The following is a 16,531-nucleotide window of genomic DNA, read 5'->3' on the forward strand; positions in this document are numbered from 1 at the left end:
CGAATGGCTGGCGAAAAGGTAGTGACCACCACCGGCCTGCTCGGCTGGATCGACGAGCGCTTCCCGCTCACATCGCTCTGGAAGGAACACCTTTCGGAGTACTACGCACCGAAGAACTTCAACTTCTGGTACTTCTTCGGCTCGCTGGCACTGCTGGTGCTGGTGATCCAGATCGTGACCGGCATCTTCCTGGTCATGCACTTCAAGCCGGACGCGTCGCTGAACGCCTCGGGCGTGCCGGTGGCCTTCGCCAGCGTCGAGTACATCATGCGCGACGTGCCGTGGGGCTGGCTCATCCGCTACATGCACTCGACCGGCGCCTCGGCGTTCTTCGTCGTCGTATACCTGCACATGTTCCGCGGCCTGCTTTACGGTTCCTACCGCAAGCCGCGCGAGCTGGTGTGGATCTTCGGCTGCCTGATCTTCCTGTGCCTGATGGCGGAAGCCTTCATGGGCTACCTGCTGCCGTGGGGCCAGATGTCGTACTGGGGCGCCCAGGTCATCATCAACCTGTTTTCGGCCATCCCGCTGATCGGCAATGATCTGTCGACCTGGCTGCGTGGTGACTTCGTGATCGGTGATGCGACGCTGAACCGCTTCTTCTCCTTCCACGTCATCGCCGTGCCGCTGGTGCTGATCGGCCTCGTCGCCGCCCACATCATCGCGCTGCACGAAGTCGGGTCGAACAACCCGGACGGCGTCGAGATCAAGAAGAACAAGGATCCGAAGACTGGCATCCCGCTGGACGGCATTCCCTTCCACCCTTACTACACGGTGAAGGACATCGTCGGTGTCGTCGTCTTCCTGATCTGCTTCTCGGCCGTGGTGTTCTTCGGTCCGGAGTTCGGCGGCTACTTCCTGGAGTACAACAACTTCATCCCGGCTGACCCGATGAAGACGCCGCCGCACATCGCGCCGGTGTGGTACTTCACGCCGTTCTACTCGATCCTGCGTGCCAACACGATCAACTTCTTCTGGGTCGATGCGAAGCTGTGGGGCGTCATCTTCATGGGCCTGTCGGTCATGGTCTTCTTCGCGCTGCCGTGGCTGGACCGCTCGCCGGTCAAGTCGATCCGCTACAAGGGCCCGATCTTCAAGTCGGCTCTGGTGGTGTTCGTGATCGCCTTCCTGATCCTGGGCTACCTCGGCATGCAGGCGCCGACGCCGATGGGCACGCTGGTTTCGCAGATCTGCACGGTCATCTACTTCCTGTTCTTCGCGCTGATGCCTTGGTACACCGCGATCGACAAGTGCAAGCCCGAACCCGCGCGCGTGACCGGTCACTGAGAGCCAGAGAACCATGAAACAACTCAAAAAACTGTTTCTCGGCGCGCTGTGCGCGCCCCTGCTGGCGATTGCCAGTTCCGAACCGGTGCACCTCGATCGTGCGCCGACGGAGAAATTCCGCGACGCCATCGCCATCCAGCGCGGCGCCCAGGTTTTCGTCAATTACTGCCTGAACTGCCACTCGGCGTCCTACATGCGCTACAACCGCCTGAAGGATGTCGGCCTGACCGACGAGCAGATCAAGGACAACCTGATGTTCACCGCCGACAAGGTCGGTGAAACGATGAAGGTGGCCCTGACCCGCGACGACGGCAAGGCGTGGTTCGGTGCAGCGCCGCCCGACCTGACCGTGATCGCGCGTTCGCGTGCCTCGGCCGATGGCAGTGGCGCAGACTGGCTCTACACCTATCTGCGCAACTTCTATCGTGACGAGAACCGTCCGACCGGCTGGAACAACACCACCTTCGCCAATGTCGGCATGCCGCACGTCCTGTACGAACTGCAGGGCGAGCAGACGGCCAAGCACGTCAAGGTGGCTGACGGTCACGGCGGCGAAAAGGAAGTCATTCAGCTCGAGCTCACCAAGCCGGGCAAGATGAGCAAGTCCGAATACGACTCGATGGTCGGCGATCTCGTCGCCTATCTGGTCTACATGGGCGAACCGGGCGCTGAAAAGCGCCGTCAGACCGGTCTTCTGGTCATCATCGGTCTTTCCGTTCTTCTCGTTCTGAGCTACCTGCTCAAGCGCGAATTCTGGAAAGACGTTCACTAATCAATACGCCCGAAAGTCATGCAAGCTCTCGGTCATCGCGAAGCGACCTCATCACGCGTCAGACGCGTGGTGAGGGATGCCGAGTACTCCTGGGGTGTTAACACCATGATGAATCTGTACTCGGGGACTACCGATCCCTTTTCCCATCGTTGCCGGATCGTGCTCTACGAAAAGGGCATGGATTTCCAGGTCATCGATGTCGACCTCTACAACAAGCCGGAAGACATCGCGGTCATCAATCCCTACAACCGCGTGCCGGTTCTGGTCGATCGCGATCTCATCCTGTATGACTCGAACATCATCAACGAGTACATCGACGAGCGCTTTCCGCATCCGCAGCTGATGCCGCCGGATCCGATCATGCGCGCGCGGGCACGCCAGCTGCTGCATACGGTCGAAAACGAGCTGTTCTCGCACATCGAGGCACTCGAGAAGAACGCACGCACGGCCGACAAGTCGCGCACTCACCTGCGCGACCGCCTGACCGAGCTGACCGCGATCTTCGCCAAGCAGAAGTACATGCTGGGCGAGGAATTTTCCATGCTCGACGTGGCCATCGCTCCGTTACTATGGCGCCTTGACCACTACGGTATCGAGCTGCCGAAGTCGGCCGCACCGCTGATGAAGTACGCTGAGCGCATCTTCTCCCGTCAGGGATTCATCGATGCGCTCACGCCGTCCGAAAAGGTGATGCGTCGCTGACCCGCGTCGGCTCTGCGCGAAAGTCTTCATGGACGTCATGAGTTCCGTTTCCACCAAGCCCTACCTGTTGCGCGCACTGTTCGACTGGTGCGCCGACCAGGGGCTGACGCCGTACATCGCGGTCGTTGTCGACGACCGCGCCGGCGTGCCGCGCCAGTATGTGAAGGATGGCCAGATCATCCTGAACATCGGCCGCGAGGCGGTGCACCAGCTGGTGATGGGCAACGAGCTCATCACCTGTTCCGCCCGCTTCGGCGGCGTGGCGCAGGAACTGACGATTCCGGTCGAGTGCGTCGCCGCGATCTATGCGCGCGAAAACGGCCACGGCATGGCGTTCGAAGTGACGCCGGGCCAGCCGGTGCGTGCCGATCTGGCGCCCAACCCGGTCACCGACCGGGTCGAGCATCCGGTGCTGACGACACCGGAAAAGCCTGCGGCGCGACCGCATCTGCGACGAATCAAGTAGGAAAAAAACCGGCGAAAGCCGGTTTTTTATTTCCATATCATTGATTTTTAAACGCAATCTATTTGCTGCGCCCGCTTGTACGCGGCACGAGCCGTCGCGCCCTCGACGCGCTAGAATTGCGCACCTTTGTTTGTGGTCAGCCTGATGAAAACAACCTTTCTCGATTTCGAACAGCCGATCGCCGAGCTCGAAGCCAAGATCGAAGAGCTCCGCTTTGTCCAGGATGACTCCGCTGTCGATATATCCGAGGAAATCACGCGACTCGAAGGCAAGAGCCAGGCGCTGACCAAGGACATCTACGCCAAGCTCACGCCGTGGCAGATCGCCCAGGTGGCGCGTCACCCGCAGCGCCCCTACACGCTCGATTACCTGCGTCTGATGTTCTCCGACTTTCAGGAGCTGCATGGCGATCGCGCCTTCGCCGACGACCACGCCATCGTTGGCGGTATCGCCCGCTTCAATGGCCAGTCTTGCATGGTGATCGGTCATCAGAAGGGCCGTGACACCAAGGAAAAGATCCTCCGCAATTTCGGCATGCCGCGCCCCGAGGGCTATCGCAAGGCGCTGCGCCTGATGAAGCTGGCCGAGAAGTTCGGCATTCCGGTGTTCACCTTCGTCGATACGCCGGGCGCCTATCCGGGCATCGATGCCGAGGAACGCGGCCAGTCCGAGGCGATCGGTCACAATCTTTACGCGATGGCCGAACTGCGCGTGCCCATCGTGTCCACCATCATCGGCGAGGGCGGCTCCGGCGGCGCGCTGGCGATCGCCGTGGCCGACACGCTGATGATGCTGCAGTACTCCACCTACTCGGTCATCTCGCCCGAAGGCTGTGCTTCCATCCTGTGGAAGAGCGCCGACAAGGCGGCCGATGCGGCCGAGATCATGGGCATCACCGCGTCGCGACTGAAGACGCTGGGCCTGATCGACAAGGTCGTGAACGAGCCGGCAGGCGGCGCCCACCGCGACCACGCGGCCGTAGCGGCATCGCTGAAGCGCGCACTGGCCGAATCGCTGCGTCAGCTGGCCGACCTGACCCCCACCCAGCTGGTCGAGCGCCGTTTCGAGCGCGTGATGTCCTATGGAAAGTTCAAGGAGCAGGCGGTCGCCTGATCTTTACGCCCGCATCGCCGCCAGCACGGCGGCGCATCTGGCCGACGGCTCACAGCTGCTGATCGGCCTCAGCGGCGGGCTCGATTCAACCGTACTGCTGCACGCACTGGCAGCCGCCCGCGATGAACGTCGCTGGCGGCTTGCGTGCGCGCATGTCCATCACGGCCTGAGCCCGAACGCCGATGCCTGGGCCCATCATTGCGCCGCGCAGGCCGCTGCGCTCGGCATTCCGTTCTCGCTGCATCGCGTGCAGGTGGACACGGCCAGCCCGGACGGACTTGAATGCGCCGCCCGCGACGCCCGTTACCGGGCGCTCAACGCGCAGGCGCAGGCCCTCGGTGCCGACGCGCTGCTGACCGCACACCACGCCGACGACCAGGCGGAAACGCTGCTGCACAACATGGTGCGCGGCGCCGGGCTGCTCGGCTTGGCCGGCATGCCGGTCTGGCGTCCAGCGACTCCTGCGCGCCCGGCCCAGTTGCGGCCGCTGCTCGGTCTGGCGCGTTCAGCGCTCGAAGCATGCGCGATCGAACATGGCCTCGTCTGGATGGACGACGAATCGAACGCGGATACCCGCTACGCGCGCAACTACCTGCGGCGCGAGGTGATGCCGCGACTGAGCGCGCGATGGCCGCGTGCCGCCGAAACCATGTCCGGCGTCGCGCGCCGGCTGGCCGAAGCGCAGACCCTGCTCGACGGTCTGGCCGATGCTGACGCGGCGGCGCTGACAACGGCGACCGAATGGGGCACGGCCTGGTCGATCGACGGCCTGCGCGCGCTCGACGACGCGCGCAGCCGCAACCTGCTGCGTCGCCTGCTGCGCGTACACGGCGCCCGCACTGCACCAACCGAAGCGTGGCTGGACGAATGGCTGCGCCAGATCCGCGCCTGGCAGCCGGGCGCCGAATGCCCGGTGACACACGCCGGCGTCGCCGGCTTCTGTCATCGTGGCCTGCTGTGGCTGATGCCCGAGCAGCCACCGCCCGCAGCCGTCGTCTGGCAGGGCGAACCGGCCATCGTCTGGGGTACAGGCTGCCTGCGGTTCGACGCCGTCGTCGGACGCGGGTTTGCGTCATCCGCATTGCCCGTCGGTCAGCTCACGATACGTGCCCGTCAGCCCAAGGACCGCGTCTGCCGCGGTCCCGGACGACCGCGTGCCGGCGTCAAGCAGATCGCGCAGGAATGCGGCCTGCCGCCCTGGTTGCGCGATCGCGCCCCCATTCTTGCAGTCGGTCGCGAGGCGCTGTGGATGCCCGGCTGCGAACCGGCGCCACCCTGGCAGGCCGCGCCGGGCGAACCGGGATGGCTACCCGTGTGGGCGCCGGTCGTGGCGCAGTCGACACCCGGGTGACGTTGTAACGGTTGGTGACATTTCCATGTTGCATGGCGGCCGTATGATCCAGCCATTCCGGACCTTCCCGCCACGGCCCTGATGAGCCCGACCACCGCAGCATCCAGGCGTGCAGTGCTCGCACGCGTCATTCCGTTCGCCCTGTACATCGTCTTCCTCGTCATCTCCGCGCCGCTGGCCGAGCTGGCTGGCGTCGACGTGCGCTGGATGTATGCAGTGCAGATCGCGTGCGTCATCGTCGCTCTGCTGTACTTCCAGCGCGACTACGTGGAGCTGCGCGAAGCTCCGCCGCCCGGGCCGCTGTCCGGTGCCGCCGGCTGGGTCGCGGCGCTGCTGTCCGGCGCACTCGTCTGGGCGATCTGGATATGGCTCGACTTCTCGCCCTTCGCCTTCGCGCCGGGCAAGGGCTACCAGCCCCTGGACGAGGCCGGCGCGCTCATCCTGCCGATGGTCGTCATACGCATCTTCGGCGCCGCTGTCGTCGTGCCTGTCATGGAAGAGCTGTTCTGGCGTTCCTTCGTCCAGCGCTGGCTCGATTCCCCGAATTTCCTTGCCGTGGCCGCGCGCTCGGTCACGCTGCGCAGCATGCTGTTCTGCTCGATCGCCTTCGGCTTCGAGCATGGCCAGTGGGCGGCCGGCATCGTTGCCGGCCTGGCCTACGGCCAGTTGTACCGGGCGAGCGGGCGCCTGTGGTTGCCCATCGTTTCGCACGCGCTGACCAATCTGCTGCTGGGCCTGTGGGTGGTGCACACGGCACAATGGCAGTTCTGGTAACCCCGCTCCGCATCAAGGGGGAGCAGGGTACGACCGTTAAAGGAGAACTGTCCTTTGCCCCGTCGCCATGCCACCGTTGCCCGCCCTGACTGTCGTGTTCTCCCGTCCGCGCCTGATCGCCTGCCTGTTGCTGGTGTTCATGGCGGCGCAGGCGACCGCGTTCACCTACCAGGGCTATCTGCTCACCGTGCGCACTGAGCTGCAGCAGAAAATGACGGCGCGTTTCGGCGACAAGGCCGGGCCGCGCATGGCCGAACTGGCCGAGGCGCTGAATGCCGCCGGCCGCATCGCCGACGAGGCGGTGCGCGTCGAACGGATCAACCAGATCGCCAACCGCGCGCGCTACATGACCGACGCACAGCTCTGGCAGTCGGAGGACTACTGGGCGACGCCGGTGGAATTCGCCGCGCTGGCCGCCGGCGACTGCGAGGACTACTCGCTGGCCAAGTACTTCGCGCTGCGCGAACTGGGCATGCCGGCCGACAAGCTGCGCATCACCTATGTGCGCCTGCTGCGCCAGGGACACCTGGAGAACCACATGGTGCTCGCCTACTACCCGGAACCCGGCGCCGAGCCCTGGGTGCTCGACAATCTCGAAAAGCGTTTCATGCTGGCGCGCGACCGGCCCGACCTGACGCCGGTCTACAGCTTCAATGACGACCGCGTGTGGAAGGTGCAGAGCGGCGGCGACCGCGAGCTGGGCTCGCCGCAGCAGTTGCGCAAGTGGCGCGAACTGCTCGATCGGGTCGAGGCCGAGGTGCGCGGATGAACAGCCTGCGCCTGCGTCTGCTCGCCGCGCTGCTCGGCGTCGGTGTCGTCGCCTTCGCGGCGGCGCTGGCCACCGCGCTGTGGGTGTCGCGCGACCGGGTCGAGGCGCAGATGGCCAGCCAGGCGCAGTCGATCGCGCTGTCGCTGACGGTGGCGCTGACCGCGGGCGGCGAACCGGCGCTGCAGAATGCAGAAAGCCTGGTCGAGCCGGTGTTCGACCAGAGCTACCTTCGCCGCATAGAGGTGCGCGATGCCAAGGGTGCGGTGATCGCCGCGCGGCAGGCCCCGGCCCGGCTGGCCGGTGGCGCGCCGCAATGGTTCAGCGAGCTGCTGCCGCTGGCGGCTGGCGCGCAGAGTGCCGACATCATGCATGGCTGGCGCATTGCCGGCAGCGTCGTCGTCGAGCCGCATCCGCACTGGGCGCAGCTGCAGCTCTGGGCCGTCGCCGAAACGCTGGCGCTGTGGATGGGCGGCGGTCTCGCGGTGGCCAGTGTGCTCGGCCTGATGGCATTGCGCTGGGGTCTGCGTCCGCTGCGCCGCGTGCAGCGCTCGGCGGTCGCTGCTGCCTCGCGCAAGTTCGTGCCCATCGACGAGACGCGCATGCCGGTCGAACTGCAGCCGCTGGTCGGCGCCTTCAACCGCATGCTCACCGCCATGGCTGGCGCGCTCGAAAGCGAGGCCGGGCGTGCCGCGCAGTTCCGCGACCAGGCGCTGGTGGACGAACTGACCGGGCTGCCGAACCGTCGCGGCTTCCGCGCCGCGCTCGAGGCACGCATCGAAGCGGGTACGCGCAGCGGCTGGCTGGCCTTGTTGCGCGTCGAGGGGCTGGAGGACCTGAACCATCTGTATGGTCGGGAGGCGGTCGATGACCTGCTGACCGAATCGGCCGGCTTCATGGCGGCCATCGATGCGGTCGAACTGTGCGGCCGTGTCGAGGGCGCCTGCTTCGCGCTGCTGTTCGATGCCGACGAATACACGACGCACGACGCGTTGAAAGCGTTGCTGGCGCGCCTCAACAGCCTCGCTGCCGCTGCGGGCGCGGGTCAGGCCTATGCCTGGCGGGCAGGCGCGGCCGACTGCGCTGGCGACGGCGACGCTGCGCACTGGCTGGCGGCGGCCGATCGCGCGCTGCATCAGTGGCGCATCGAGAGCGGCGCGGCGCCGGTGCTGGCGCACGCACGTGCCGGCGAAGCCGGCGGCGGCAGCCTGCGCACTCAGGTGCGCGAACTGATAGGCGCCGGGCGCATCGCCTTTGCCGAACAGACCACGCGGGCCCTCGATGGCGATCACATCGGTGCGCCGCTGCACGTTGAACTGCGCGCCGCGCTGGACGACGGCCAGCGCTTGATCCGCGCCGCCGAGTACATCGCCTACGCCAGCGAAACCCGCGTGTCTGCGGCGCTCGACGGCGCCTGCCTGATGCGCGCGCTGGAACACGCGAAGGCGCGTCGCGACGGCATCGCCACCGTGGTCAATGTCGGCGCGGCGACGCTGACCGACCCCGACATCCAGCGCTGGCTGCGCGGCTACCGTCACGACCCGCGTGTCGGCACGCTGGTGCTCGAATTCCCCGAGTCGGCTCTGCTCGGCGACCCGGACGCCGCCGAGGCCTTTGCCCATCAGGCGCAGGCCAACGGTCTGGCGCTGGGCATCAAGCATTTCGGCCTGCATGCGAACGCGCTGACGCTGCTGCGCCGGCTGCGTCCGGCGCACGTGAAGTTCTCGGTCACGCTGACGCGCGAAGCGTTGCTGAACCCGGATTCCGGTGCCTACGTGAGCTCGCTGGCGGGCATTGCGTCGGCGCTGTCGATCACGCCGATGGCGGTGGCGGTCGAGCACGCGGAGACGCTGACCGGGCTGTACGCACTGGGCATCCGTGCAGTGCAGGGCGAGGCGGTGTCGGCCGAAAAGGTGCCGGCCTCGGGCAGCAGCGTCCGCTGAGCGGCGGCGAACGGTCCCATTCAGTGCAGCGGGGTTCGCGGGTCGTGCGCGAGGCAGGCCGGCGGCACGACCATGTCCAGATGCAGCAGGCGGGCGGGCGCGCCTACGCGTTCGCAGGTGCGTTCCGGTCCGCACTCGCGGAAACCGAATTCGCGCCGGTAGTAGCGCGCGTGGCGCGGGTTGACCTCGATCACGCAGTCGGTGGCGCCGAGCGCGACATGCCCCAGCAGCAGCGCGCGGCGCATCAGTTGCGGTGCGAGATCGTCTGGCAGTGCACGCTCGCGGTCGATGGCGAAACGCGTGTATTCGACCAGACGGCGCCCCTGCCGGCGCAGCTCGCCCACGTGTTCGGCATAGCCCGCTTCCGCCTGCAGACGAAGCCGCGTGCCGCAGCGCACGGTCAGCGTGCCGACCACGTCGCCATCCAGCCGTGCCAGCAAGGTCGTTTCACCCTGCCGTGCGGCGCGCTGCTCGACGCCATAGCCACGCCAGCCATAGCAGCGCACGACCAGCGCCTCGGCCGCCGCGAGGTCTGCCGCATCGGCGGCAATCGTGAATTCGATGGCGACCGGCAGCGCAGCCGCATGTTGCAGCGCCGGCGGAGCGACCGCGCGCAGCCGCGGTCGCGGGCGCAGCAGCGGGAAGGGCCGGAAGAGTGCGTCGTTCGCGGCGTCGTGCAGAGTGCGGGGAGACATGGGGAGGCGCCTCGTGTATCGGTGACCGGTATGCAAACTTCAGCAAAGAGATCCTGTGCCGTGATCTGCTTCCTTGCCGAGTGCGCAGCCTGATCTTGGACGGTTTCAGCGTGTTGATGCGGACTTGACGTTTTCATGTCGCCGACAGATGGTCCGGCGATGATCCGCAGCGCCGGAGCGAGCCTGCGACTGGCTTTGTGGGAGGGCTCTTCTGACCCCGGACCGGCGTCTTCGGACTGCTTACGCCGCGTCGCGGCCAAGGCCGCTCCCACAAGTGGCCGCGGCGGGCTATGTCGGAAGGCGCTTTGACCGCGAAAGCGGGCGGCGTCGAAGGCCGCGGATTGCAGCGGCCAGGCGTTTTCTGCAGAGACCCTGGCGCGCCGCGTCAACGATCAGTGCAGCGTGCCCATGCGCGCCAACGCGGCGGCGGTGGCTTCGGCCGACGCGTCGGCCACGTCCATCCAGACCGCACCGTCCTCGCCCAGGCGCGCAGTAAGGCCCATTGCGCCGAGCACGGCGACCACCCGGGTGCGCAGCATGTCCAGCTGCAGCGTGCGCGCTTCGCCTTCGCTGGCGGTGGCGCCGGCCAGCAGCGCGGCGATGCGCGGCCATTCGCGGCCGAGCAGAGAGGCGTCGATGCCGTCCTTCAGTTCGGGGGCGATGTCGGCCACGGTGCGGCCGAGACCGGCCAGGTAGCCGAGGCTGAAGGCCGTGGTCTGCATCAGCAGCGCCAGCCGCGCCATCGAAATGCCGGCCAGCGCGTCGAGATTGCCGTCGAGCCGGTAGTCGGCGAGCGCCCGCTCGCAGGCGGCCGGCAGTTCTTCCAGCAGGCCGAGCAGATGCGGCAGCAGCAGGTCGGCCGTGGCCGGCAGCGACCACGCGCTGGCGCGGTTGGCGCGGTATTCGTCGAACATGCGGGTGACGATGGGCGCGAACTGCGCCGCCAGCGCGTCGGCCGGTGCGGCGGCGACAGGGTCGAGCGTCAGCTGGCCGCGCCACAGTTCGCGGTGCAGCAGATGCACCAGCTGCAACAACTGGTCGGTGTCGCCGCCCAGCGCCTGTTCGACATAGGGCGCAGCCAGCGTGATCGTGCAGCCGTCCGCGACGTCCTCGCGCGTCAGCGGTGGTGCTTCGGCCTGGCCCTGCGCCGGCACGGCGACGTCGTCGGTTACCACCAGCGCCTTCAGGCGCGACGCATCGAGCGCGCTGTCGCGCGCGTACAGGCGGTCGAGCAGGTCGGCGAGCGTGCTGCGCAGCGTGGCCGCGCCGGCGAGGCGGTCGCCGCGGAGTTCTATCGTGGGCATGGCGGTAAGGCGTTGATTCGTCAGGCCGCGCAGCATAGCGGCGAGCACCGGGCGCGTCCACGCATGGACTCACGCACGTCGGCCGTCATCGCCGGATGAGCGGCTGGCGCTTCGGTCCGGACTGCGATCGCGAGCAAGCCTGCTCCCGTCCAGAAAAGCCCCCTCGATGGCTTGCTCGCGATCGTGGCTGTGGTTCGGGGAAGGTCGGCGCCGTCGCAGTGTGTAGAACGACGCCGACCCGGTGCATTCGTCCGCCATTACACCCCGGCAGCGAGGATAATCCGTCGCGTCATGACATACGGGCGGTCCGCGATGGCGAACGGGAAGGTGGTCGGATGGTTGGCGGCAGCGGTCGTGGTAGCTGCTTCGGCCGGCGCGTGGTGGCAGTTCGGGCGCGCGCCCGAGACAGGTGTGGCGGCAATCGGCGACGATCCGGATACGCCCTTCGCCGTGATGAGCTGCAGTGCGCGCAGCCGCGACGAGGGCCCGGTGCTTGCAGTGACCTTCAGCCGGCCGCTCGCCGCACGGCAGACGCTGAACGACCTGATGAAGGTGACCGACCTCGGCGAAGCGGACGCCGGGCGTGATGCCGCCGACAAGGTCGCCGGCCACTGGCGCGTCGGTGACAATCCGCGCGTCGCCTTCTTTACCGGCGTGCTGCCGAAGCGTCGCTACCGCATCGACATCGCCACCGGCGTAGCGGCGCGCTCCGGCGATCAGCTGGCCGGCGCCCACCAGTGCGAAACGCTGGTCGAGGACATGCCGCCGGCGCACTTCTTCGCCAGCCGCGGCACCGTGCTGCCGGCCGGCCAGAACGGCGGCCTGCCGGTCGTCACCGTCAATACGCCGGAGGTCGACGTACAGTTCCTGCGCGTCGAGCCGGCCCAGCTGCCCGCTTTCCTCGACAAGGTGTATGGCATCCGCCGCAACGAGGCGGCGGAAGAGGGTGAGCCCAGCTATTACGACGACGAGTACTACGACGGCGGAACGGTCGATCTTCGCGGCCGCACCTCGGGCTGGTATCTCGACCGGCTGAAGGATCTGTCGACCAGCGTCTATCTCGGCCGCTTCCTGACCGACGACAAGAAGGACCGCCGGCACGTGAGCTTCCTGCCGGTCGAGAACATCAAGGAACTGAAGGAGCCCGGCGTCTACATCGCCGTGATGAGCGCGCCCGGCAGTTTTGCGGGCGACTACCAGACCACCTATTTCTACGTCAGCGACATCGGCCTGCATCTGCACCGCAACGGCGGCCGCATCGACGCCTTTGCCACGTCGCTCAAATCGGGTTCCGCCCTCGACGGCGTCGAATTCGAACTGCTCGACGGTGACGGCAAGCGCGTCGCGACGGTGAAGGGAGATGGCGACGGTCGCGCCAGCTTTGATGCGGCACCGGCCGATGCGCGGCTGGTGATCGCGCGGCGCGGACGCGAACTGTCGGTCGTATCGCTGGCCGAGGCGGCGCTGGACCTGTCGGAGTTCGACACCTCGGGCCTGCTGCCCACCAGCACCAGGCTTTTCGCGTACAGCGGTCGCGACCTCTACCGGCCGGGCGAAACCTTCGACGTGTCGGTGCTGGCGCGCGACGCCGACGGCCGCGCGATCGAGCCGCTGCCGCTCACCGCGGTGCTGAAGCGGCCGGACGGCCGCACCGTGAGCCAGCGCGTCTGGAAAAGTTCGGGCGAACAGCCCGGTTACTACCGCCAGCCGCTGGCCATACCGGCCGACGCGCAGACCGGCGCCTGGACGCTGGAACTGCGCGCCGATCCGGCGGCGAAGCGACCGGACGCCGTCATGCGTTTCAAGGTCGAGGAATTCCTGCCCGAACGGATGAAGCTCGCGCTGAAGAGCGACGAGCGCGTGCTGACCGAAGGCGCGCCTTTCGACATCGGCGTGCAGGGCGACTACCTGTTCGGCGCACCGGCCTCAGGCAACCGCCTGCTCGGCGCGCTCGCCACCGAGCGCCAGCGTTTCGCGCTGGCGCAGAAGAAGCCCGGTTTCATCTTCGGCGACTTCGCCGACGACGCGCTGAAGGGCCGCCGTGAGCTGGAGGAAACTGCGCTCGACGACCGCGGCGCCGCGACCGTCGAAGTGCCCTACGACCCGGGCACCGCGCGCTCGCCGCTGCAACTGCGCGTTAGCCTGAGCCTGCTCGAATCGGCCGGCCGCCCGGTCGTGCGTTCGATCGAGCGCGCGTGGTGGCCGGCGCCGGCGCTGATCGCCGTGCGTCCGCTGTTCGACGGCGACGTCGCGCGCGAATCGGCGCTGGCCGAATTCGAGGTCGGCCGCTTCCTGCCCGACGCCGCCTTCGCGCCTGTCGACAAGGCCAATGTGCGGCTGTTCAGGGAAGAGCGTCAGTACTACTGGCGCTTTGATGACCAGCGCGGCTGGCATTCCGGCTTCAGCGAGAACGACGAACTGGTCGACAGTCGCAGCGTCGCGCTGAAGGCGCAGACCAAGCTCGGCTTTCCGGTCACCTGGGGCCGCTACCGGCTGGAGATCGACGACCCGCAGACCAAGCTCACGATGCGCTACCGCTTCTACGCCGGCTGGGGTGCGCAGGACAATGAGGCGCTCGGCAACCGGCCGGACCGCGTGCAGGTGCGGCTCGAAGGCGCGCCCTACAGGGCGGGCGACACGGTGAAGGCGCACCTGACGCCGCCGCATGACGGCGAGGCGCTGGTGCTGATAGAGGGCGACCGCGTGCTGTGGGCGAAGCGGGTCAAGGTGAGCGCGGCCGGCACCGCCATCGACCTGCCGCTGGACAAGAGCTGGAACCGGCACGACCTCTACGTGTCGGTGCTGGCCTTCCGGCCAGGCAGCGAGGGCAGCCGCGTCACGCCGGCGCGCGCGCTCGGATTGGCGCACATCCCGCTCGCGCGTGAGGACCGCCGGCTCAAGGTGGCGCTGGACGCGCCGGCCAAGGTCGAGCCGGAAACGAAAACCACGGTGAAGGTGAAGGTCGATGGCGCGACCGGGCAGGCCGCCTGGGTGACGCTGTCGGCGGTGGACCAGGGCATCCTGAACATCACGAAGTTCGTCACCCCCGACCCGCACGGCTACTTCTTCGGCAAGCAGCGTTATGCGCCCGACCTGCTCGACATCTACGGCCGGCTGATCGAGAAGATGGACGGCTCGCGCGGCAAGCTCAAGTGGGGCGGTGATGCCGGCATGCGCGACTCGCAGAGCATGCCGAAGAAGGTGAAGCTGGTCGATCTGTTCTCCGGCCCGGTGAAGCTCGACGACAAGGGCGAGGCGGCGATCACGCTGACGCTGCCCGACTTCAACGGCAGCCTGCGCCTGATGGCGGTCGCCTCGACGCCCGAGCGCTACGGCCACGGCGAGCGCGAACTGACGGTGGCCGCACCCGTCGTCGCCGAGCTGTCGACGCCGCGCTTCATCGCGCCGGGCGACAGCGCGAAGGTGGCGCTGGAGGTGACCAATCTGACCGAGTCACCGCAGCAGGTCCGGCTCACGCTGTCGGCCGAGTCGCCGGCGCGCATCGCCGACGGCACGCGCACGCTGACGCTGGCGCCGAAGCAGCGCGAAACGCTGCGTTTCGACGCCGAGGCGGTCGAGGCGGAAGGGCTGGCGCGACTGAAGCTGGTGCTGGATGCCAGCGGCGGCGCAAAGCCCATCCACATCGAGCGCGAAGCGGCGCTGCAGGTGACGCCGCCGGTCGCGCTCGAACGCAGCGTGCTGCGCCTGAAGGTCGAGCCGGGCGCGCGTCAGGCCATCGACGCCGCGCTGCTGGAAAAATTCTGGCCAGCCTCGGCGACGCTGAACGTCAGCGCCTCGTCCAGTCCGCCGCTGAACATCCGCGAAAGCGTGCGCGGCCTGCTGCGCTACCCCTACGGCTGCGCCGAGCAGACGGTCAGCTCCGCCTGGCCGCATGTCATCATCGACGACGCCTACGCGAAGGAACTGGGCCTGAAACAGTACAGCCGGGCGGAGCGCACGGCCATGGTCGAGGGCGCCATCGGCCGGCTGGCTGGCATGCAGGGCGCGTCCGGCGGCATGACCATGTGGGGCGGCGGCGAGTACGAGCACTGGATCAGTGCCTATGTCGCCGGTTTCCTGATCGACGCCAAGGCGGGCGGTTTCACCGTTCCCGAGGCCTTCCAGAAGAAGCTGGGCGACTGGATGCTGAAGGAGTTCCAGCTTGCGCCGTCGCAGATGCCGCGGCTGCCGGTACAAGCGGGCAACCAGCCCGGGCAGATGGACCTCGTGCGTGGCGCCCATCTGCGCTTCGCCAATGCGACCCATCTCGGCTACGTGCTGGCGCGCGAGCAGCGCGCGCCGCTGGCCACGCTGCGCCTGCTGCACGACGAGCACCGGCAGCTGGCCAAGTCGCCGCTGGCGCTTGCCCACCTCGGCCTGGCGCTGAAGCTGATGGGCGACGAGGCGCGTTCGCGCGTCGCGCTCGACGAGGCGCTGGCCAAGCCCTACGGACTGCGCGGCAACGACAGCGAATACGAATGGCTGGGCGATTACGGCAGTCCGCTGCGCGACCGCGCCACGCTGTACGCGCTGCTCGCCCGTCACGAGGTCAAGCTCGACCGCGCCGCCAACCTGCTGTTCGAGCTGTCGAATGACACGGCGAAGCGGCGCTGGCTGTCGACGCAGGAACAGATCTCGCTGGTGATGGCCGGCCGCGCGGCCGGTCTGGGCGCCGGCAAGCCATGGTCGGCCGCGCTGGAAGGCGGAGGGGACTTCAAGGGCGACAAGCCTGCGCTGCTGCCGGTCGATGCTGCCGCGGCGCGCAAGGGCGCGACGATCAGCAACACCGGCGACGCGCCGCTCTATGTCGAGATCGAGGGCGCCGGTTATCCGAAGCTCGCGCCGCCGGTGGATAACGGTCTGGGTACGGCGCAGCGCACGCTGTTCGAGGCCGACGGGCGTCCGTGGGGCGGGCGCGCGCTGAAAGTGGGCGAACTGATGCTGGTGCGGGTCGAGGTCAGGCCGACCCGGCGCGCCGACGACGCGCTGGTCGTCGACCGCCTGCCGGCAGGTCTGGAAATCGAGAACCAGAACCTGTCGCAGGGACCTCAGGCGACCGAATTCACGCTGCAGTTGCCGGGCGGCCAGTCGCTGCGCGTGATGGACACGCTGATGGACAACCGGGTGAAACACCGCGAGTACCGCGACGACCGCTTCGTCGCCGCGGTGAAGCTGGATTCGGCGCCACTGAATCTCGTCTATATGGTGCGCGTCGTCACGCCCGGCCACTACACCGTGCCCGGCACCTTCGTCGAGGACATGTACCGGCCGGAACTGCGCATCGTCGGTGAACGCGGCGCGATGCTGGACGTTGTAGACGGCGGACCGGCCCGCAAGTGAGCGCGGCAGGCAACGGGA

At 67.6% G+C, this 16,531-nt stretch carries 12 protein-coding genes; 10 read left to right on the forward strand and 2 right to left on the reverse strand.

Features of this window, described 5'->3' with window-relative positions:
* Positions 1–3: 3 nt before the first annotated feature.
* The 9 genes from METRZ18153_RS0108310 to METRZ18153_RS0108350 all read left to right on the forward strand — a co-directional run bounded on the left by METRZ18153_RS0108310 (position 4) and on the right by METRZ18153_RS0108350 (position 9,174).
* Entirely contained in the window at positions 4–1,287 is a 1,284-nt protein-coding gene (locus METRZ18153_RS0108310; RefSeq protein ID WP_020164296.1) for a cytochrome b, read from the forward strand.
* A gap of 13 nt (positions 1,288–1,300) precedes the next feature.
* Complete coding sequence (locus METRZ18153_RS0108315) at positions 1,301–2,059, forward strand: cytochrome c1 (protein ID WP_020164297.1); 759 nt, start codon at positions 1,301–1,303, stop codon at positions 2,057–2,059.
* 105 nt (positions 2,060–2,164) lie between these two features.
* Positions 2,165–2,761: a glutathione S-transferase N-terminal domain-containing protein gene (locus METRZ18153_RS0108320; RefSeq protein WP_024300503.1), complete on the forward strand. Its 597-nt coding sequence runs from the start codon at positions 2,165–2,167 to the stop codon at positions 2,759–2,761.
* A 28-nt stretch (positions 2,762–2,789) separates the two neighbouring features.
* Positions 2,790–3,227: a ClpXP protease specificity-enhancing factor gene (locus METRZ18153_RS0108325; protein WP_020164299.1), complete on the forward strand. Its 438-nt coding sequence runs from the start codon at positions 2,790–2,792 to the stop codon at positions 3,225–3,227.
* A gap of 144 nt (positions 3,228–3,371) precedes the next feature.
* Entirely contained in the window at positions 3,372–4,340 is a 969-nt protein-coding gene (locus tag METRZ18153_RS0108330) for an acetyl-CoA carboxylase carboxyltransferase subunit alpha (protein ID WP_019918646.1), read from the forward strand.
* Positions 4,309–5,691 carry a tRNA lysidine(34) synthetase TilS gene (gene tilS, locus METRZ18153_RS0108335; protein ID WP_020164301.1) on the forward strand — a complete coding sequence of 461 codons (1,383 nt, stop codon included), beginning with the start codon at positions 4,309–4,311 and terminating at the stop codon, positions 5,689–5,691. The genes METRZ18153_RS0108330 and tilS overlap by 32 nt, the downstream gene beginning before the upstream one ends.
* Positions 5,692–5,772: 81 nt before the next feature.
* Positions 5,773–6,465, forward strand: a complete 693-nt coding sequence (locus METRZ18153_RS0108340; RefSeq protein ID WP_043363816.1) for a CAAX prenyl protease-related protein — start codon at positions 5,773–5,775, stop codon at positions 6,463–6,465.
* A 67-nt stretch (positions 6,466–6,532) separates the two neighbouring features.
* Complete coding sequence (locus METRZ18153_RS0108345) at positions 6,533–7,234, forward strand: transglutaminase-like cysteine peptidase (RefSeq protein ID WP_232416000.1); 702 nt, start codon at positions 6,533–6,535, stop codon at positions 7,232–7,234.
* Positions 7,231–9,174 carry an EAL domain-containing protein gene (locus METRZ18153_RS0108350; RefSeq protein WP_020164304.1) on the forward strand — a complete coding sequence of 648 codons (1,944 nt, stop codon included), beginning with the start codon at positions 7,231–7,233 and terminating at the stop codon, positions 9,172–9,174. Before METRZ18153_RS0108345 ends, METRZ18153_RS0108350 begins: the two co-directional genes overlap by 4 nt.
* A gap of 20 nt (positions 9,175–9,194) precedes the next feature.
* On the opposite strand, the gene METRZ18153_RS0108355 is transcribed toward METRZ18153_RS0108350, so the two are convergent.
* Together METRZ18153_RS0108355 and METRZ18153_RS0108360 are read right to left on the reverse strand one after the other, a co-directional pair.
* On the reverse strand, positions 9,195–9,869 hold the full coding sequence (locus METRZ18153_RS0108355) for an N-acyl amino acid synthase FeeM domain-containing protein (RefSeq protein WP_020164305.1): 675 nt from the start codon (positions 9,867–9,869) through the stop codon (positions 9,195–9,197).
* Positions 9,870–10,261: 392 nt separating this feature from the next.
* Positions 10,262–11,221, reverse strand: coding sequence for a hypothetical protein (locus METRZ18153_RS0108360; protein ID WP_232416001.1), 960 nt, complete (start codon positions 11,219–11,221; stop codon positions 10,262–10,264).
* A 306-nt stretch (positions 11,222–11,527) separates the two neighbouring features.
* Between METRZ18153_RS0108360 and METRZ18153_RS0108365 the strand changes: the two genes are divergently transcribed.
* A complete protein-coding gene (locus METRZ18153_RS0108365) occupies positions 11,528–16,513 on the forward strand; it encodes an alpha-2-macroglobulin family protein (protein WP_232416002.1) in 4,986 nt (1,661 codons plus the stop codon).
* Positions 16,514–16,531: the final 18 nt, after the last annotated feature.

The organism is Methyloversatilis discipulorum, assembly GCF_000385375.1.
Classification (GTDB): domain Bacteria; phylum Pseudomonadota; class Gammaproteobacteria; order Burkholderiales; family Rhodocyclaceae; genus Methyloversatilis; species Methyloversatilis discipulorum_A.